This is a genomic window from Nocardiopsis sp. NPDC058631 (assembly GCF_042716955.1).
Classification (GTDB): domain Bacteria; phylum Actinomycetota; class Actinomycetes; order Streptosporangiales; family Streptosporangiaceae; genus Nocardiopsis.
On the sequence record NZ_JBHXQY010000121.1, the window covers coordinates 1 to 18,386 of the forward strand.

15 protein-coding genes are annotated in these 18,386 nt (G+C 69.3%); 5 read left to right on the forward strand and 10 right to left on the reverse strand.

Features of this window, described 5'->3' with window-relative positions:
• Positions 1–90: 90 nt before the first annotated feature.
• The 4 genes from ACFWTE_RS26880 to dxr all read right to left on the reverse strand — a co-directional run bounded on the left by ACFWTE_RS26880 (position 91) and on the right by dxr (position 5,947).
• Positions 91–1,527 (reverse strand): amino acid permease, encoded by a 1,437-nt coding sequence (locus tag ACFWTE_RS26880; protein WP_378782706.1) that lies wholly within the window; start codon positions 1,525–1,527, stop codon positions 91–93.
• Between the two features lie 348 nt (positions 1,528–1,875).
• On the reverse strand, positions 1,876–3,033 hold the full coding sequence (gene ispG, locus ACFWTE_RS26885; RefSeq protein ID WP_378782707.1) for a flavodoxin-dependent (E)-4-hydroxy-3-methylbut-2-enyl-diphosphate synthase: 1,158 nt from the start codon (positions 3,031–3,033) through the stop codon (positions 1,876–1,878).
• A 315-nt stretch (positions 3,034–3,348) separates the two neighbouring features.
• On the reverse strand, positions 3,349–4,704 hold the full coding sequence (locus ACFWTE_RS26890; RefSeq protein ID WP_378782708.1) for a M50 family metallopeptidase: 1,356 nt from the start codon (positions 4,702–4,704) through the stop codon (positions 3,349–3,351).
• A gap of 22 nt (positions 4,705–4,726) precedes the next feature.
• A complete protein-coding gene (dxr, locus tag ACFWTE_RS26895) occupies positions 4,727–5,947 on the reverse strand; it encodes a 1-deoxy-D-xylulose-5-phosphate reductoisomerase (RefSeq protein WP_378782719.1) in 1,221 nt (406 codons plus the stop codon).
• Positions 5,948–6,419: 472 nt separating this feature from the next.
• Between dxr and ACFWTE_RS26900 the strand changes: the two genes are divergently transcribed.
• Positions 6,420–8,090: a CocE/NonD family hydrolase gene (locus tag ACFWTE_RS26900; RefSeq protein ID WP_378782709.1), complete on the forward strand. Its 1,671-nt coding sequence runs from the start codon at positions 6,420–6,422 to the stop codon at positions 8,088–8,090.
• A gap of 158 nt (positions 8,091–8,248) precedes the next feature.
• Positions 8,249–9,307: a trypsin-like serine peptidase gene (locus ACFWTE_RS26905; RefSeq protein WP_378782710.1), complete on the forward strand. Its 1,059-nt coding sequence runs from the start codon at positions 8,249–8,251 to the stop codon at positions 9,305–9,307.
• Between the two features lie 58 nt (positions 9,308–9,365).
• Here ACFWTE_RS26905 and ACFWTE_RS26910 read toward each other — a convergent pair whose 3' ends face one another.
• A complete protein-coding gene (locus tag ACFWTE_RS26910; protein ID WP_378782711.1) occupies positions 9,366–10,790 on the reverse strand; it encodes an aldehyde dehydrogenase family protein in 1,425 nt (474 codons plus the stop codon).
• A 273-nt stretch (positions 10,791–11,063) separates the two neighbouring features.
• Between ACFWTE_RS26910 and ACFWTE_RS26915 the strand changes: the two genes are divergently transcribed.
• Positions 11,064–12,875, forward strand: coding sequence for a hypothetical protein (locus ACFWTE_RS26915; protein ID WP_378782712.1), 1,812 nt, complete (start codon positions 11,064–11,066; stop codon positions 12,873–12,875).
• Between the two features lie 401 nt (positions 12,876–13,276).
• On the opposite strand, the gene ACFWTE_RS26920 is transcribed toward ACFWTE_RS26915, so the two are convergent.
• A complete protein-coding gene (locus ACFWTE_RS26920; RefSeq protein WP_378782720.1) occupies positions 13,277–13,660 on the reverse strand; it encodes an ArsR/SmtB family transcription factor in 384 nt (127 codons plus the stop codon).
• A gap of 86 nt (positions 13,661–13,746) precedes the next feature.
• On the reverse strand, positions 13,747–14,262 hold the full coding sequence (locus ACFWTE_RS26925) for a hypothetical protein (protein WP_378782713.1): 516 nt from the start codon (positions 14,260–14,262) through the stop codon (positions 13,747–13,749).
• Between the two features lie 35 nt (positions 14,263–14,297).
• Between ACFWTE_RS26925 and ACFWTE_RS26930 the strand changes: the two genes are divergently transcribed.
• The gene (locus ACFWTE_RS26930; protein WP_378782714.1) at positions 14,298–15,533 is read left to right on the forward strand and encodes an MFS transporter; all 1,236 of its coding nucleotides are present in this window, start codon (positions 14,298–14,300) and stop codon (positions 15,531–15,533) included.
• Between the two features lie 126 nt (positions 15,534–15,659).
• On the opposite strand, the gene ACFWTE_RS26935 is transcribed toward ACFWTE_RS26930, so the two are convergent.
• A complete protein-coding gene (locus ACFWTE_RS26935) occupies positions 15,660–16,151 on the reverse strand; it encodes an AAA family ATPase (protein WP_378782715.1) in 492 nt (163 codons plus the stop codon).
• 119 nt (positions 16,152–16,270) lie between these two features.
• Between ACFWTE_RS26935 and ACFWTE_RS26940 the strand changes: the two genes are divergently transcribed.
• A complete protein-coding gene (locus ACFWTE_RS26940; RefSeq protein WP_378782716.1) occupies positions 16,271–17,155 on the forward strand; it encodes a 3-methyladenine DNA glycosylase in 885 nt (294 codons plus the stop codon).
• 10 nt (positions 17,156–17,165) lie between these two features.
• On the opposite strand, the gene ACFWTE_RS26945 is transcribed toward ACFWTE_RS26940, so the two are convergent.
• Both ACFWTE_RS26945 and ACFWTE_RS26950 read right to left on the reverse strand, forming a co-directional pair.
• Positions 17,166–17,576, reverse strand: a complete 411-nt coding sequence (locus tag ACFWTE_RS26945) for a thiol-disulfide oxidoreductase DCC family protein (RefSeq protein ID WP_378782717.1) — start codon at positions 17,574–17,576, stop codon at positions 17,166–17,168.
• A 120-nt stretch (positions 17,577–17,696) separates the two neighbouring features.
• Positions 17,697–18,062, reverse strand: a complete 366-nt coding sequence (locus tag ACFWTE_RS26950; RefSeq protein ID WP_378782718.1) for a hypothetical protein — start codon at positions 18,060–18,062, stop codon at positions 17,697–17,699.
• Between the last annotated feature and the right edge of the window lie 324 nt (positions 18,063–18,386).

An 18,386-nucleotide genomic window follows, 5' to 3' on the forward strand; every position in this document is an offset into this window, starting at 1 on the left:
GCTTTGTCGTCAGCGGTCAGGTCCAGCGGCGCGAGTTTGGGTCCTGGTCGTACCATCACACAACTATATGGATATTTGAGACTCAGGACACTAGGTCGAGGACCCGGTCTCCAGGACGGAGCGGCGCATGCCGTAGCCGAAGTAGACGGCGAGCCCGATGACCAGCCAGGCGCCGAAGGCCGCCCACACGCTCAGCGACATGCTGAACATCAGGTAGGCGCAGGCGAGCACGCCGAGGACCGGTGTGACGGGGGCTCCGGGCACACGGAAGGTGCGTGGGAGGTCGGGGCGGGTGCGTCGGAGTACCAGAACAGCCACGTTGACCAGGGCGAACGCGAAGAGCGTGCCGATGGCGGTGGCGTCGGCGAGCGGCCCGAGCGGGACGAGCGCGGCCAGGAGCGCGATGAGGACCGAGGTGATGACCGTGTTCGCGCGCGGGGTGCCCTTGGCGTCCACGGTGGAGAACGCCTTCGGGATGAGCCCGTCGCGAGACATCGCGTAGAGGATGCGGGTCTGGCTGTAGAGCACCACCAGCACCACGCTGGCCAGGGCCAGGACGGCTCCGGCCGCGAAGATGACCGCCCACACCGGGGTTCCCGTGACCATGGTGAGGATGCCCGCGAGGGACGTCTGACCGTCCACGAAACCGGTCCAGTCGAGCGCGCCGACGGCGGCGAAGGCGACCAGGCAGTAGATGGCGGTCACCAGGATCATCGAGAACATGATGGCGCGGGGCAGGTCGCGCTGGGGGTTCTTGGCCTCCTCGCTCGCGGTGGAGACGGAGTCGAAGCCGATGTAGGAGAAGAACAGGGTGGCGCCCGCGGCACTGACGCCGGCCATGCCCATCGGCATGAACGGGGCGAAGTTGCCGTCCTGGACGGCGGTGATCGCGATGGCCACGAACATGACCAGGATGGCGACCTTGACGGCGACCATGGCGGCGTTGAGGCGGCTGCTCTCACGTACCCCGGCGAGCAGGGCGAACATGCACAGCAGGACCACGATCGCGGCGGGCAGGTTGACCACGCCGCCCTCCAGTGGCCCGGCGAGCACCGCCCCCGGCAGGGACAGGCCGGTGGTGAGGTGGAGGAGCTCGTTGATGTACCCGCCCCAGCCGACGCCGACGGCCGCGACGGAGACGCCGTAGGTGAGCATGAGGCACCAGCCGCACACCCAGGCCATGAACTCACCGATCGTGGCGTAGCTGTAGGAGTAGGCCGAACCGGAGGCGGGGATCATCCCGGCCATCTCGGCGTAGGCGAGCGCGGAGAAGAGCGCGGTGACGCCTGCGAGCACGAAGGCGAGGATGACGGCGGGCCCGGCCACGGGGACGGCCTCTCCCAGCACGACGAAGATGCCGGTGCCGAGGGTCGCGCCGATGCCGATCATGGAGAGCTGCCAGAAGCCCATGTGCCGGTGGAGGCCGGTGCCGTCGCTGGTCTCCGCGACGAGCTTCTCGACCGGTTTGCGCCGCGTGAGGCGCTCCCTCAGCGCGGGCGCGTCCGCCGGGGTCTTCTGGTCCACCACGTGACTACTCCTGGTTGCTGCGAGCGGACACACCGGCCCCCGGGAAGGGACGGCGGGAGACAGGGCTCGTGTTTCGTGCCGGAATCGACCCGAAAATGCCCTCAGCAACGTTAGCCGTGTTATCTGAGTAACATGACCCACATTCTTTGCGCCTGTCCAGAAGAAACGGCGCATCCGTGCGCGTCCGCGCAAGAAAACGCGCGTGTCTGTGAGCGACGCCATACGGGTTCGTGCCGGGTGGCGTCCGCCCCGGGCCGCGGAAACCCGTGATTCGTGGGGGGCTCCCCCACACGAACGGCCGCGCCGCCCCCAGGGGGTCGGCGCGGCCGTCGTCAGGAAGCCGGTCGCTCAGCCCGCCACGGCGACGGTCGGCTGGCCGGACTCGACCCCGGCCTCGCCCATCTCCTCGGCGATGCGCATGGCCTCCTCGATGAGGGTCTCCACGATCTGGGACTCGGGCACGGTCTTGATGACCTCGCCCTTGACGAAGATCTGGCCCTTGCCGTTGCCGGAGGCCACACCGAGGTCGGCCTCGCGGGCCTCACCGGGTCCGTTGACGACGCAGCCCATGACGGCCACGCGCAGCGGTACCTCCATGCCCTCCAGGCCGGCGGTGACCTCCTCGGCGAGCGTGTAGACGTCCACCTGGGCCCGGCCGCAGCTCGGGCAGGACACGATCTCCAGGCCGCGCTCGCGCAGACCCAGCGACTCCAGGATCTGGGCGCCGACCTTGACCTCCTCGGCGGGAGGCGCGGACAGCGACACGCGGATGGTGTCGCCGATGCCCTCGGACAGCAGCGCCCCGAAGGCCACCGCGGACTTGATGGTGCCCTGGAACGCGGGGCCGGCCTCGGTGACGCCCAGGTGCAGCGGGTAGTCGCAGGCGGCGGACAGCTGGCGGTAGGCGTTGACCATGACCACGGGGTCGTTGTGCTTGACCGAGATCTTGATGTCGCGGAAGCCGTGCTCCTCGAACAGGGAGCACTCCCACAGCGCCGACTCGACGAGGGCCTCCGGGGTGGCCTTGCCGTACTTCTGGAGCAGGCGCTTGTCCAGCGAACCGGCGTTGACGCCGATGCGGATCGGGGTGCCCGCCTCGTTGGCGGCCCGGGCGATCTCGGCGACCTTGTCGTCGAACTTCTTGATGTTGCCCGGGTTCACGCGCACCGCGGCGCAGCCTGCGTCGATCGCCTGGAACACGTACTTGGGCTGGAAGTGGATGTCGGCGATCACCGGGATCTGCGACTTCTTCGCGATGACCGGGAGTGCGTCGGCGTCGTCGTTGGTGGGCACGGCCACACGGACGATCTGGCAGCCGGAGGCGGTGAGCTCCGCGATCTGCTGGAGCGTCGCGTTGATGTCGGAGGTACGGGTGGTCGTCATCGACTGGACGGACACCGGGGCGTCCCCGCCGACAGGGACGTTTCCGACCATGATCTGCCGCGTCTTGCGCCGGGTCGCCAGCGGGCGCGGCGGTGCGGCGGGAATACCGAGATCGACGGTCACGCTTGATTCACCTCGTCTGCCGCCGGAGGGGGGCGGCACTTGATTCGTCGGTTATCGGGAAAGGGCGTCCGGCGCAGCGCGCGGCGCCGCGTCCGGGGCGTCTCGCGCGGCGGCCTCAGCTGCACCGTCGTTCCCGGATCGCGATCTCCAGGTTACCCGCCCCGGGAAGGGTGCCCCCCGTAAAGAGGAGAACCGGTGCGCCAGCTGAAGATTACCGGCATCGGAGGGTGCTCGGCGTCACGCCCGAACCCTCCCGCGACCAGGGTGGACACCCGGTGTCACGCGGATGTCCGACCCCGGTCGCGGCGGTGTGCGTCAGCCGAAGAGTCTGACCGGGTTGAACAGGTCGGCGACGAGCAGGACCACGCTGAACACCAGGAAGCACGCCACCACGACGTAGGCGACCGGTGTCAGCATCGCCACGTCCACCGGCGCGGGTTCGGGGCGGCGGAACAGCTTGGCCCAGCCGCGCTTGAGCCACTCCCAGAGGGCCCCGGCCATGTGGCCGCCGTCCAGCGGCAGGATCGGCAGCATGTTGAAGGCGAACAGGAACAGGTTCACACCGGCCAGGATCTGGAGCATGATCGCCGCGGTGTCCGCGACGGGCAGCCCCTGGGCCATGATCTCGCCGCCGATACGGGAGATGCCGACGATGCCCACCGGGGAGTCCTGGTTGCGCTCCTGTCCCAGGAACGCGGCACCGAAGACCTCCGGAATCTTGCTCGGCAGGGCGATGAGCGCCTCGCCCACGCCGACCATCATGGAGCCCATCTCGGCGGCGGACTCGCCGACGGTGAGCGGGGCGCGCTCCTGGGTGAAGACGATGCCGAGGAACCCCACGGTCTCGGTCCGGTAGACCCGGTAGCCCTCGTCGTCGTAGAGGGGTTCGCCGTCGGCGTCGGTCTCGTAGAGGATCTCGCCCTCGGCGTCGCGGGCCGGAAGCTCGTTCTCGACGACGTCGACGTCGAGCGGGAGGCGCTCACCGTCACGCTCGACCACGACCTCGGTACTGCCGAGGGACTCGCGGATCTGCCGGTTGGCGGTGTTCCATTCCGGGGTGGACTCGCCCCCGACGGAGACGATGACGTCGCCGGGCAGCATCCCGGCCTCGGCCGCAGGGGTGGGCGGCACGTCGGTGCAGTCGGTGATGGAGCTGCCGACCGGCACCATGCACTCGTTGACGAGTCCGACCTCGGTGGTGCTCTTGGGGACGCCGATGCCCATGAACAGCACCGCGAGCAGGATCGCGGCGAGGATCACGTTCATGGCGGGCCCGGCGAACATGACGATGAGCCGCTTCCACGGCGCGCGCTGGTAGAACTGCCGGTCCTGGTCCTCGGGGGTGAGCTCGACGTAGGAGGCCTCGCGGGCGTCCTCGGCCATGGCCCGCCAGCGGGAGAGCCTGCGCGAGCTGCCGTCTGCGCCCCGGCGGGCCGGGGGGAGCATGCCGACCATGCGCACGAAGCCGCCCAGCGGCACCGCCTTGACCCCGTACTCGGTGTCCCCCCGACGGAAGGACCACAGCGTCCTGCCGAAGCCCACCATGTACTCGGTGCACTTGATCCCGAACATCTTGGCGGTGGAGAGGTGGCCCAGCTCGTGCCAGGCGATCGAGAACAACAGTCCGAAGACGAACAGGACGATCCCGACCACGGTCATCAGGGCGACCATGCAACTCTCCTCTGGGGCGGTGTCAGGCCTGGCGCGCGAGGAGCTCGCGCGCACGTGTGCGGGCCCAGGTGTCGGCGGCGTACACGTCGTCCAGGCTCAGTCCCACGCTCTGGTGTGACGCTCCCCCGGGGCGGTCCGTTCGCTGGTGCTCAGAGACTACCCGGGAGACGGTGTCCATGATGGAGGGGAACGCGAGGTTTCCGCGGAGGAAGGCGTCGACGGCCTCCTCGTTGGCCGCGTTGTAGACCGCGGGTGCCGTCCCACCCGCGGCACCGACCTCGCAGGCGAGCCGGACGGCGGGGAAGGCCTCGTGGTCCAGCGGCTCGAAGGTCCAGGTCTGGGCACGGGTCCAGTCCATGCCGGGGGCTGCGCCGGGGACCCGGTCGGGGGCGCCGAGCCCGTAGGCGATGGGGATCATCATGCTGGGCGGGCTGGCCTTGGCGATGGTGGATCCGTCCACGTACTCGACCATCGAGTGGACGATCGACTGCGGGTGGACGACGACGTCGATCCTGTCGAAGGGCATGTCGAACAGCAGGTTGGCCTCGATGACCTCCAGGCCCTTGTTGACCAGGGTGGCGGAGTTCACGGTGATGACCGGGCCCATGCTCCAGGTGGGGTGGTCGAGCGCCTCGGCCGGGGTGACGTGGGCCAGTCCGTCGCGGTCGCGGCCCCGGAAGGGACCTCCGCTGGCGGTGACGACCAGTCGGCTGACCTCGTCGCGGCGGGCGTGCACGTGTCCCTGGGCCGGGCTGGCGAGCTGTTCCTCGGGCAGGTACGGGAAGCACTGGGCGATGGCGAAGTGCTCCGAGTCGACCGGGACGATCTGTCCGGGCCTGGCGAGGTCGCGCACCAGCGGCCCGCCGATGATGAGGGACTCCTTGTTGGCCAGGGCCAGGGTGGTCCCGGCGCGCAGGGTGGCCAGGGTGGACTCCAGGCCCAGGGCACCGGTGATGCCGTTGAGCACGACGTCGCAGGGGCTCCCCGCGAGCTCGGCCACCCCTTCGGCACCGGCGAGGACGGTGGCCCTGCTGCCGTGCTCGGCGAGGGAGCGCGAGAGCTCGGCGGCCCTCGCGGGGTCGGCGACCGCGACCAGCGGCACGTCCAGCTCGGCCGCCTGCTTGGCCAGCAGGTCCGCTCTGCCCCCGCCCGCCGCCAGACCGACCACCCTGAAGCGGTCGGGGTTGCGCTGGACGATGTCGACGGCCTGGGTTCCGATCGAGCCGGTGGAGCCGAGGATCACTACTGTTCGCTGCTGTTCTTCTCGCACGGCTCCATTGTCCCGCACCGGACGGACCTCCGACGGCCCCCTGTGGACAACCCGGGGACCACGCGGTGGCACCGGCCCCGGCCGAGGATCCCCGGCCGTCCGCCCTCCGGGAGAAGGGGCCGCCGGCCGTCCCGGGAGCGGCCGGGGACGCGCACGGCCCTCTCCCCCGCCCCTCTCCGGAGCCCCCTGGGAGGGGCGGAGACGACCGGTGCGCGGCCGGTCCGTCAGCGGGCCCGCACGCGTCGGTGCGCCCCGGTGGAACCCCGGAGTCACCGGGTCTTTACAACCGGTGCCGACTGCCCTAACTTTACCCGTGAGTAAGTTACCTCACGGTTGCGTGAGCCGCTGATCATCCCGTCGGCGCTCACGGACACCGGCCTCCCGATGGCGAGACGGCGCGACGACCCATCGGCCCCCTTCCCCCCTCACCCCCGAGGTCCCCCGCATGCGCCCTGTGAGAAACACGCCCCGTCCCGCGCCCCCGGAGGACGGCCCGCCGCCCCGAACCGCCGCGCCAGGACTCACCCGCCTGCTGTCCTGCGCGTTCGCGGCGGCGCTCGCCGCCGCCGTCCTCTTCCCCACCCCCGCCTCCGCCGCCGTCGGCGCCTCCATCAGCTACGAGACCATCGTCAGTCACGACGGCACCGAGCTGAGGGCCAAGGTCATCACCCCGACCGGTGTCGAGGGGCCCCGTCCGCTGCTCGTCATGCCCTCGGCCTGGGGCACGCCCCACATCATCTACGTCGGAGCCGCGGCGGAGCTCGCCATGGAGTCCGGCTACCAGGTCGTCGCCTACACCTCGCGGGGCTTCTGGGACTCCGGCGGCGCGATCGAGGTCGCCGGTCCCGACGACCGGGCCGACGCCGGCGCCGTCATCGACTGGGCCCTGGAGAACACCGAGGCGGACCCGGACCGCATCGGCATGGCCGGTATCTCCTACGGCGGCGGCATCAGCCTCCTGACCGCCGCCGAGGACGACCGGGTCAGAGCCGTGGCGTCCCTGAGCGGTTGGGCCGACCTGGCCGCGTCCCTGTACCCCGACCAGACCGTCAACAAGCAGGCGGCCGAACTCCTCCTGCTCGCGGGCAACCTCACGGGCCGCCCCGGCGAGGACCTCACGGAGATGGGCGAGGAGTACCGGCGCGGCAACATCCAGCCGGCCCTGGACCTGGCACCGGACCGCTCCGCGGCCACCAAGGTCGACGCGATCAACGCCAACGGCACGGCCGTGATGATGGCGCACGCCTGGAACGACGGTATCTTCCCCGTCGGCCACGTCACCGACTTCTACGAGGAACTGGAGGGGCCCAAGCGCCTGATGCTCACCCCCGGCGACCACGCCACGCAGGAGGCGTTCGGGGCGATCGGCCTGCCCAACGAGGTGTGGACCTCCCTCGGCGACTGGTTCGACCACCATCTCCAGGGGGAGGAGAACGAGGTGGACGCGGACGGCCCCGTCCACGTCAGGCCCAACAACGGGGGCGGCGGTTGGACCTCCCATCCCGACTGGCCCTCGGTCACCGCGGGCACCGACCAGTACTACCTGGCGGAGCCGAGCACCGACTGGTTCCGCTGGCAGAGCAGCGGCGCCATGGAGACCGAGCCGTCGACGGGCTGGGACTACCGCTTCCGGACCGGCGTCGGCACACCGGCGGAGAGCGGCACGGTTCTGCTCTCCGGCGCGCTCCAGCAGTTCCTCGACATCCCCACGGGCGTCCTGCTGCCGACGGTGGACCGCTACCGGGCGGCCGTGTGGACCAGCCCCGCCTACCCCGACGGGGTGCGCGTGGCGGGGACCCCCGAGGCGACGTTCACGTTCACGCCGACCGCGGAGGAGCAGTCGGTCTTCGTCTACCTCTACGCGGTCAACCGGAACGGGACCGGCTCGCTCCTCTCGCACACCCCCCACACCCTGCGCGACGCCTCCCCTGGTGAGCCGGTGACGGTGACCACCGAGCTGGCGCCGGTCGTCTGGGACGTTCCGGCCGGGCACCGCCTGGCCGTCGTGGTGGACAGCAGGGACGCGCGCTACACGAGCGAGAGCGCCGTCGGCGGCCGGGTGGACGTGACGTCCCCCGAGGGCAGTCCCACGCAGGTCACGGTGCCGCTCGCCTGACCGGTGCCGGGGCGGCGCCACTCCCGCGGCGCCGCCCCGGCACCCTGCGGCCGTCTCCGGCCCCCGGGCCGGAGGCGGCCACCCGACCTGCCCCACCACCCCACGACACAAACGCAAAGTAGCTATGAAGTTACACAAAGTGTGCAAGGATCAAGGGCATGACCTGGTCCACCTCGCACAAAATCCTCGCCCCCCTGGCCGCCCTCGCGGTCGTTCTGGGGGGAACAGCGCTCATCGAGAGACTTCCCGCACCAGCCTCCGCCGTCACCCTGGCCGACCGGGTTCCGCAGCACGCGGTTCCGGCCCGGGCGAGCGGTGAGGCGATGTCGCGCGTGGACGGGATCTCCCACCAGAGCGCGGCCGTCACGGACACGCAGCACCAGGCGGTCCTCGACTACTGGACCGCGGAGCGGATGGCGGCGGCCCAGCCCATCACCAGCTTGCTGGTGGGAGCCCTCCGACCGCCCCGGGCCGAAACCGCTCCGGACGACGTCGACCGCCAGGCCTCGCCGCGGGCCGACAGCCGGGGCGACGTCTGGAGCGCGGGCGGCCTGGTCGCGAAGACCACCGGCAAGGTGTACCTGACCATGGACGGCCGCGACTTCACGTGCTCGGCGTCGGTCGTGAACTCCGCCAACAAGAGCACCCTGCTCACCGCCGGCCACTGCGCCAAGGACGGCAGGGGTTCGTGGGCGCGCAACTGGACCTTCGTTCCGGGCCACGACGCCGGGACGGACCCGTACGGCAGGTTCACCGCCCGCGACATGCTCGTGGCCCCCCAGTGGTCGCGCGACGCGGACGACAGCTACGACTTCGCCATGGTGGTCCTGAACACCGACGGCGGAACCGCCGTCCAGGACAGGGTCGGGGCCCAGCGGATCGCGTTCAACTCCTGGACCGAGGAGAAGGTGCGCGACGGCGTGCAGGTGTACGCGTTCGGGTACCCGGCGTCCTCGCCCTTCGACGGCGAGGACCTCCACTACTGCTCGGGCCGTACCAAACCCGACACCGGCGGCACCACCGCCAACGGCGTGCTGTGCAGGATGACGCAGGGGTCCAGCGGCGGCCCCTGGTTCACGGGCTTCGACACCAAGACCGGGCAGGGCACGATCTCCTCGCTGGTCAGCTTCAAGTACGCCAACGACCGCAGCACCCAGTACGGCCCCCGCCTGGGCGCGGAGGCCCGCAAGCTGTACAACCACGCCTCAGGCATGTAGGACCCGCCGGAGCGACCCGACGGGCCGGGCGCCGCCTCGCGGGCGGCGCCCGGTCCTGTTACAGGTCGATCCCGGTGAGCACCAGGACCCGCTCGTAGGTCAGATCGGTCATGGCCGCGCGCACGCCCTCCTTGCCCACACCCGACTGCTTGACGCCGCCGTAGGGCATCTGGTCGGCGCGGAAGGTGGGGACGTCGCCGATCACCACGCCGCCGACCTCCAGTTCCCGGTGGGCCCGGAACGCGGTGGGCAGGTCGCGCGTGAACACCCCGGCCTGGAGTCCGAAGTCGCTCTCGTTGACCGCCGCGAACGCGGCGCCGGTGTCGGGTACCCGCTGGACGACCAGGACCGGACCGAACACCTCCTGGCGCACGACCTTGGAGTCCGCGGGCGCGTCCGCGAGCACGGTCGGGGCGACCGTCACGCCGTCACGGGTTCCGCCGGTGAGCAGCGCGGCGCCGTCGGCGACGGCCTCGTCGATCCAGGCGGCCACGCGCTCCGCGGCCGCCTCGTCCACGAGCGGGCCCACGTCGGTGGCCGGGTCGGCGGGGTCGCCCACGCCGAGGGCCCGCACATGCTCGACCAGGCGCGCCACGAACTCGTCGTGGACCGCCTCCTCGACGATCACGCGCTGCACGCCGATGCACACCTGTCCGGCCTGGTTGTTGCCGAACAGCGCGACCCGCTGCGCCGCCCACTCCAGGTCCGCGTCGGCGAGGACCACCGCCGCCGCGTTACCGCCCAGTTCGAGGGTGACGTGCTTGCGCGGCGCGAGCCGGGGCAGCTCCCAGCCGAAGGCACCGCCGGTGAAGGAGATGACGGGGAGCCGCTCGTCGGTGATCAGCGGCGCCGCGCGGTCGTTGGGCATGGGCAGCACGGAGAGCATCCCGCCGGGCAGGTCGGTCTCCGCGACGATCTCGCCCAGGATGAGGGCCGTCACCGGGGTCGCCGGAGCGGGCTTGAGGATGACGGGCGCTCCCACGGCGAGGGCCGGGGCGACCTTGTGGGCGACCAGGTTGAGCGGGAAGTTGAACGGCGAGATGCCCAGGACCGGCCCCTTGGGGACGCGCCGGATCACGGCCATCCGTCCGACACCGCCGGGATCGGTGTCCAGCCGCTGGAGCTCGCCGCTGTCACGGCGGGCCTCCTCGGCGGCCCATCGGAACACGGACACGGCGCGGCCCGCCTCGGCGCGGGCCCACTTGAGGGGCTTGCCGCTCTCGGCGGTGATCGTCCGGGCGATCTCCTCGGCCCGTTCTCCGATGCGGCGGGAGATGTGCGCGAGGGCGTCGGCCCGCACGTGGGCGGGCAGCGCGGCGGCCTCGTCCGCGACCGCGTGCGCCGCGGCGACGGCCTCCTCGATCTGCCCGGGGGTGGGCACGGAGACCGCACCGACAGGCTCGCCGGTGTAGGGGTTGACGACGGTGATCTCGGTGTCGCCGGTCGCGGCGGTGCCGGCCAGCCAGAACGGGTGCGTGGACATGTCCGTGACGCTAGCGCCCGGATCTCGCCGACCGCTTTATCCATATTTGCCAATCCGTCACCTCACATTGGCCACTGTGGCGCACGGGCGCCCTGAGCTGCGATGGTGGGACGAGTGCAGCCTCCTGGGAATATCGGTAGGAGGCCAAGGGATCTTTGGCGAACTGACTGGCGCCGAAGGATTCCTTCGTCCAAAGTGGGAAGGAGGGCTCTGCCAGCGTTTTCGGCCGAACCCTCGGGTCCGCCGCCGCCGACGGGAGCCCGGGAGTGCTCATTGCCACTTGTCTACCGCACGCTCGTCTCCGTCCCTGAGCACGACGGTGACATCATCGACGTCACCTCGACGGTGCTGTCCCGCTGGTTGAGCAAACGCGGCAACTCGGGCGCGCGGGTGGACTTCTCGGCGTCGGGCCACCACGACCTCAGCAACCGCTCCCGCGCCCTCGTGGTCCGGCACGAGAACACCGACGAGGGGCTGCGCTTCCTCCGCCTCACCACCGAGTCCGACAAACCCGACGGGTTGTGGCGGACCGTGGCCACCGCCGTCGTCGACCCCGAACTCTCCCCGTGGTGTTACGTCTGGATCGACATGACCGTCGACCCCGCCGCCACCGAACGGGCCGGGGCCGACCCGCCCCGCCTGGACGTCATGCCCCCCGAGGCCGCCCGGATGCTCCTCGACTCGGTGAACGCCCACGACGGCGAGCACCCCATGCCGCCCGCCCCCCGCATCGTGCGCGGCCGCGACGACGCCCTCATGGACACCCTCGTGTCGGCCATCCGCGACCCCGGCAGACGCATGGCAGTGGTGGCGACCGGGGCGCCCCGGGACGTCACCGTCGCCGACTGGCGCGAGGCCATGGCCGGGGCTCTGTCCCGCTGCACCGGTATGTGCGCCGGCTACGTGCTCGACGCCGCCGCCCTCGAACGCGTCGGCCCCCTCCTCCCCCGCGGACTGGACGTCCCGCCCGGCGGGGTGCGCACGTTCTTACCCGCGGTGGACCTGTTCGACGGCGACGACGCCTCCCGCCACCCCCGGATGAGCCCGGCCACGCTCGACACGGCCCGTGACGGCGAACGCATCCGCAACTGGGTGGGCGCCGCACTCTCGCGCCGGGTACGCGACAACGCCCTCGACGTCAGCCTCCCCGCCCCCCTCCTCGCGGTCGACGCGCTGCTCGCCGAGGAGACCGACGACCTGCGCGCGACCGCCCGGTCCGCCGCCGGGCCCCCGCCCGGCCCCGGACAGGCCGCGGCCCGCAGCGCCGCGATCGTGCACCGGGCGGCGCCCGAGGCATCCGGCGCCGCCCTGGCCTCCGAGCAGGAGCGCGAGGCCCAGGAGCAGCAGGTCCTGCGTCTGAGGGAGGAGGTCAACCGCCTCAGCTCCCGGGTCGCCGAGCTGTCCGAGGAACGCCAGGGCCTCCTGGCCGAGACGGCCGATCTGGCCGAAGAGCTCGACAACGCGCGGGACCACGCGCGGTCCGCCGTCTACGAGGCCCGGTGGCTGCGGGACCGGGCCCGCGAGGCGGGGCAGTTCCGGCTGGCCGCGGCCCCCGCCCCGAGCGACCCCCGGCGCCGGCCGCCCCGGACCGTGCCCGAACTCCTGGAGCGCGTCACCGACGGGTCGGCTCTGCCGCACCTGTTCTTCACCATCGACGCCCAGACGGTGTACGAGCTCTCCGACAGCCGCAAGGAGTCCCTGTGGGTCACCCGCGCGTGGGAGGCCCTCCTGGCCCTGAACGACTACGCGCGCTACCAGTTCGACAACCCCGGCAGCGGCCTGGGGTTCCACTCGTACCTGAAGGAGACGCCCGACGGCTACCAGGTGATTCCGGTCAAGCGGCTGGCCTCCCAGGAGTCGGACTACGTACGCAACAGGGGCAAGCTCAACGACAAGCGCCTGTTCCGCGTGCCCGAGGAGGTCGAGCCCGGCGGCCGCGTCCCGATGTACGCCCACATCAAGCTGGACATCGAGTACGGGATCTGCCCGAGGCTGTACTTCTACCCCGACCTGGGGGCGGGCACGACCAACCGCGTCTACATCGGCTACCTGGGCCGCCACCTGCCCGTCCAGCAGTCCAACTGAGCCCGCGTACCGGGGCGGCTCACGTTTCGTGGTGGAATCTCACGGCCAAGGGCGGATGGTGGGAAATTCGCCAACCAGCTGAGACGCCAGAAATGAGTCTGGCACATAATCTGGCTTTCGAATATAAATCTGCCATTTTCGCCCCACCCGCCCACACGAAGCGATAAAGGTAGAACCATCACCCCCTCCGAATATCTGGCTCAAAAGTTTTTTATGGCTAGAGAGGCCGACCCTTCATCAGCAAAGGAGGAGTTCAGGCTCATATGCCCATGACACTTCATCTCGAAGCCTTCTGAAAATCGGGAAGAAATACAAATTAAGCAACAGGCATTCATCTCGCATTTTGCACGAATCACCACCACTTCTGACTGTTGTGGTTGCATTTTCCCGACACGAAAAATCTAGTCAGGATTAACCAACTTTTCACCGAGGCCCGTAGTGGTGTACAGGACTGCGCGCCCGGATCGTTCTCGTGTGACGAGCCCGTTTTCACGCAAGACACGAAGGTGCTGCGACACAGCGCTTGCTGTTACGCCGAGAGCGCGGGCTATGTCAGTCGTAGTCGCGGGAGAGCGGAGCGCTTCGAGGAGCTCAGCGCGTGCCCGGCCGATTAACCGTACTGCAGCTCCGGAAGGTGTGTGGGTTCCTGCACTCCACAGGGCTCCGATACCTCGGGCCGGGTACCGGATGGTCGTCTGCGTGGACGTGTTCTTCTTAATCAGTACGTAAGGGGAGCCAAGGACTACGGGGATGAGAACAAGACCCCCTGGCCCGCGATTTACCATGTGGTCGGAACGCCAGCGGGGCCCTTCTAGTATCAGTCGTCCCTCTCGCCATTGCAGGTCTGGATGCAGGTCGGGAAACAAATTTTCTACTCCCCCAAAGCGAGCCGTCTGGCTCTGTGGGAGACGTCCGCCTCGAGCACAGCACGGATCCGTGGCCAATGCGGAGCGATGAGACGTTCATACGACATCCGTAACTCATTGCCGATCGCCATCAGCCCTGATTCGGGGCGGTCAGCAAGGGCGACTGCGGCATCGGGAAGTGCATCTCCGAAGACGCGCCGCAAACTGGAACGCACTTGCCGATCGGTAGTGCGTTGAAGCGCAGCGACGTCATCGTCGATGGACGCCCCTGGTCCAGTTGGGGCAGGTACAAGGAATTCGGGCCAGTTGGGGCGGTCGCTTACCAGAAGTGCCCTGGTATAGGTGAGGTCAAGCGGCTCATGGATGAGCTCGTCCTTAGCCCACCGCAGCCAGCGAAGATGGGCCGTGTTGCGATCCTGCCCTGCCAACTGCTGCAGGCCAGCCACCGTTTCCGATAACGGGGAGATCGCAAACCGTGTCGCTGCCAGCTCGGTCACGCCTACATCGACGGTCAATGCCATGAGCAGATCATGTAGTGCATACCTACATCGTGTCCATGGCTCACCAGGTCCGAAACGATGGCGGCATGACGCAATCTTCCGGACCGTCCCGTTTGTCAGCCGCCTACTGGCGGATGACTGGTGCAACCGGGCTCAACGCTGTGGGTCAAGGTGCGTTCGCCGCGGCCGTTCCTTTGCTGGCGGCAACCATCACGAGCGACCCTCGAATGATCTCGGGCGTGCTTGCCTCGGTGTATCTACCCTGGTTGGTGCTGTCACTTCCTGTGGGCGCGTTCGTCGATCGATATGACCGCGCCAGGCTCCTCTGGTGCTCGCAGGCACTCCAGGCCGTGATCGCCGGCATCATTGCGCTCCTGGTTGCTTTGGGGAGCCTCGACATCACCAGGTTGCTTCTTCTCACCTTCGCGCTGGGCGCGTGCCAGGTCATGGTTGGTAACGCGGCACAGACGATCCTTCCGGACATCGTGGAAAAACGTTCTCTGCATATGGCTAACGGTTACCAACAGACGGCTACCAACGTCGGTCAGCAGTTTGTAGGGCCGCCCATCGGCAGCTTTTTCTTCGCCGTGGCAATAGCACTTCCTTTCGGCGTGGAAGTCGCTGCACTATCCCTCGCCTCTGTGCTTTTATTCGCCCTGCCACGGGCACATTCCCATCAGGTCACGCACCCGCGTTTGGGGAGAGCTATGGCGGATGGCCTGCGGTGGCTGGCCAGCCACCGGTTGCTGCGGACGCTTGCGATATTGCTAGGTGTCAACACCTTTTGTTTCCATCTTGGCAACGCAACACTTGTCCTGTTCGCAACCCAGACTCTACACGTCGACCCGACTGGCTACGGTTTTCTTCTTGCCGCGGCCGCCGTTGGCGGCGTACTCGCCGGTTTGGTCTGTTCGCGCATAGTCAATGTGGTGGGTGACCGGGCTGCGCTTCTGGGCGCCCCTGGCTCAAACGTCATCGTTTTTATAGCTATCGAATTGAGCCCAAATTCGATTGTCCTGGGCATACTACTGGCCGTTAATGGCTTCTCTACAATAATTTGGAACATCATCACCGTCAGCCTGCGGCAACACATCGTACCCGCATCCTTGCTGGGTCGAGTCAACAGTGTCTACCGGATGATCGGGTGGGGACTTATTCCACTGGGAGCGCTGACAGGAGGCTTCCTGGCCTACCAGCTCGGGTTGCGTGCGCCATATCCTGTCGGTGGAGTTATTCGCGGTGCATCTTTGCTGATTGCCCTACCCGTAATAATGCGCACGATGCGGGCATGAGAGCGCCCCTCAGAGATCATCTCAAAAGCCCCACGAGGTAGCCACGGAACCGGGGATAAACATCGGCCCGTTGACCCGGTGGATCGATGCGTGGCGAGGAAAATATCCACCGAACCACGGAAGCGCCTATTTCCCGGATTGGCGAATTATCTCTTCAACAACACGTGCGAGCGGCTTGGTGGCATCAATGATAATACCGTCCTTCGGAATATCTTCTTTTGTCTGATGCAGGCGCACGATGAGGTCCCGTTCCGATAGTTTCCCGCCCCACTCATCATCCCGCCGCTCGTCAAGCCGTCGGTTCAATGTCTCAAGGTCGACCTCAAGCACGAAGACGCCGTCGAATAGATCTATGAACTTTGAAAAGTTCCTGGATCCGCCGCAGAAGAACGTCACCGTGTCGTCCTGATTGGCGGCCAGAGATCTTACCTTGTCGATATGCCAAATGTGGTGCTCGTGGCTGGCACCGTCCGTCGGTTCGCCGGTTTCCGGGTCACCTTGGTAGCTCAATTCACGGTCACCATTAATGGCATGGTATCCGCGCCGTTTTAATTCCCTGCAGACCGAGGTCTTGCCAGAGCCGGAAACGCCTTCGATCAGATAATTAGTCACGCCCATTGCTGGATCGTACAAGAATATGTGTTGAGGGAAGGAGTGATCCTACTGGAAGCCGGGCTCCCGGCCCGGGGGGAGGCCGGGACGCCGGGGCGGCCACCGCGCCCGCGTACCCTGGGGCCGTGACGGGAACCAGCACGGGGGCGCCGGCCGCCCTCGCCGAGACGGAGTGGCGCGAGCGCGCCGAGCGGCACGAGCGGCGCGTGGACGCGCTGGTCGCCGACCACCTGGAGCGGCGCCGCGAGGGCGTACCCCACCCGGTGGAGGACTTCCTGTTCACCTACTACAACCTCAAACCCTCCCAGCTGCGGCGCTGGCACCCGGGTGCCGGGACGGCGCTGCTGGGAGAGGGTGCGCGCGAGCGCCTGCCGGAGCGGTTCTACACCGAACTGCCCGGCGGGGCGGTCGGTGTCGACGCCGCGGAGTTCCTGGCTGCGCGGCCCGTGCTGGGCTTCGTGGAAGGGCTCCTGTCGTCGGTCGCCTCGCGCCCCGCCCACCTGGGCTGTTTCGGCCTGCACGAGTGGGCGATGGTGTACCGCAGCGACCGGGTGCGCCACGGCCAGGTGCCGCTGCGGCTCGGCCGCGAGGGCACCGACCGCGTCGTGGAGTCGCACCGGATCCAGTGCTCCCACTTCGACGCGTTCCGGTTCTTCACCGAACCCGCGCGCCCGCTCAACACCCTCCGGCCGACCCGCGAACGGCAGGCGGAACTGGACCAGCCGGGCTGCCTGCACGCCAACATGGACCTGTACAAGTGGGCGTACAAGCTGTCCCCCGCGATTCCGTCGGAACTCGTCGTGGACTGCTTCGAGCTCTCCCGCGAGATCCGCACCCTGGACATGCGCGCGTCCCCGTACGACCTGGCGGACCGGGGGTACGAACCCGTGCGCATCGAGACGGCCGAGGGCAAGGCCGCGTACATGGAGGCGCAGGAGGGGTTCGCCGTGCGCGGCTCCGAGCTGCGCGAGCGGCTCCTGGAGGCCTGCCGCACCCTGCGCGCGGCCTGACCCCGACAGGTCAGGCGCCGCCCCGCCGGGGGTCGTCGAGGGCGCAGGCGGAGGTCCCGCCCGGCAGCCGGTGGCGGTTGGCGGCCACCCGGCGGTAGACGAACCGGTTGACCTCGCGCAGCAGGGGCAGGCGCATCATCCGTCCCACCGGCCGGGTGAGGGGCCGCCCGTGGAGCAGGACCTCGGCGACCGCGTCGCCCCCGCGGAAGCGGCGCCCGTCCGCGTAGACCAGCCAGGCGGCCTCGTCGGCCTGCCCGGGGGTGAGCCCGAACGCGCCCAGGTCCGTGTTCTGCCAGGCCACGAAGCGGCTGCGGGCGCGCACCCTCTCCCTGGCGAAGGAGACCGCGCGCCGACAGAACCCGCAGTCGCTGTCGAACAGGAAGGTCCCGGGGTCCGCGGCGGTGTCCGGTGGAGTCCTCATGCCCCCATCCTTCCCTGCGCGGCCGGTCACTCACGGTGGAACCGGGGAAATGTGCGTCACGGCGTGTCCCCCGCGGGGCCGGTCCACCGTTCCGCGCGGCCCGGCGGGTCCGGAAGGGGCTCAGTCCGCGATGGCCGTGTTCCACACCATCAGGCAGACCAGGGTCAGGGAGAAGACCACCGAGAGGGCGAACACCGGCACGTGCAGCCGGTGCCGCCTCCGCGTCTCGACGGGGACCCGGCGCAAGCGCCGGACGCCCGCGGTGATGCCCGCGGCCACCAGCCCGGCGGCCAGGGCCCACAGGACCGCCGGCGTGGGCTGCCAGTCGCCCCAGCGCCGGCCCGCGTCCAGCCACGTCGGGGATCCCAGGAACAGCGAGAGGATCCTCAGCCCGGCCGACAGGCGCTGGGTGACCAGGGTTCGCCGCCGCAGCAGGAGGGAGATCAGGAGCACGGGCGGGACCACCACCGTCATCGGAGTCGTCACGGGGTCCGGCGCGCCCGGCCCCGCAGCCTCCGCCGGGGACCGGGGACCCGGGGTGGGAGGTCGACGGAGGTCGTGCCCCCAGGCTGCCCCGGTCGACGGCACCGGAGTAGACGCGCCTGTCATCCGCGGGCCGTGAGGATCCGGCGGATCGGGGATGACAACTGTCATGGCACCGCCGTCCGGAAGGCCGCCACCGCCCGGCCGCGGATCGCGGCGGGCCCCCGTTCGGTGCTCCGGCACGTCCGCGGGTCCGCTGTCACGGGTGGGGGTGGGGGTGCGCACCGGGGTCGGCGCGGAAGCAGGGCGGTCGCCCGGTCCGTGAAC

Bases quoted from the DNA above. Each gene is read 5' to 3' on its own strand.
- ACFWTE_RS26930 (WP_378782714.1), top strand. From the start codon at position 14,298: ATGGCTCACCAGGTCCGAAACGATGGCGGCATGACGCAATCTTCCGGA.
- ACFWTE_RS26945 (WP_378782717.1), bottom strand. From the start codon at position 17,576: ATGAGGACTCCACCGGACACCGCCGCGGACCCCGGGACCTTCCTGTTC.
- ACFWTE_RS26910 (WP_378782711.1), bottom strand. From the start codon at position 10,790: ATGTCCACGCACCCGTTCTGGCTGGCCGGCACCGCCGCGACCGGCGAC.
- ACFWTE_RS26890 (WP_378782708.1), bottom strand. From the start codon at position 4,704: ATGGTCGCCCTGATGACCGTGGTCGGGATCGTCCTGTTCGTCTTCGGA.
- ACFWTE_RS26905 (WP_378782710.1), top strand. From the start codon at position 8,249: ATGACCTGGTCCACCTCGCACAAAATCCTCGCCCCCCTGGCCGCCCTC.
- ACFWTE_RS26920 (WP_378782720.1), bottom strand. From the start codon at position 13,660: ATGGTAAATCGCGGGCCAGGGGGTCTTGTTCTCATCCCCGTAGTCCTT.
- ACFWTE_RS26935 (WP_378782715.1), bottom strand. From the start codon at position 16,151: ATGGGCGTGACTAATTATCTGATCGAAGGCGTTTCCGGCTCTGGCAAG.
- ACFWTE_RS26925 (WP_378782713.1), bottom strand. From the start codon at position 14,262: ATGGCATTGACCGTCGATGTAGGCGTGACCGAGCTGGCAGCGACACGG.
- ACFWTE_RS26900 (WP_378782709.1), top strand. From the start codon at position 6,420: ATGCGCCCTGTGAGAAACACGCCCCGTCCCGCGCCCCCGGAGGACGGC.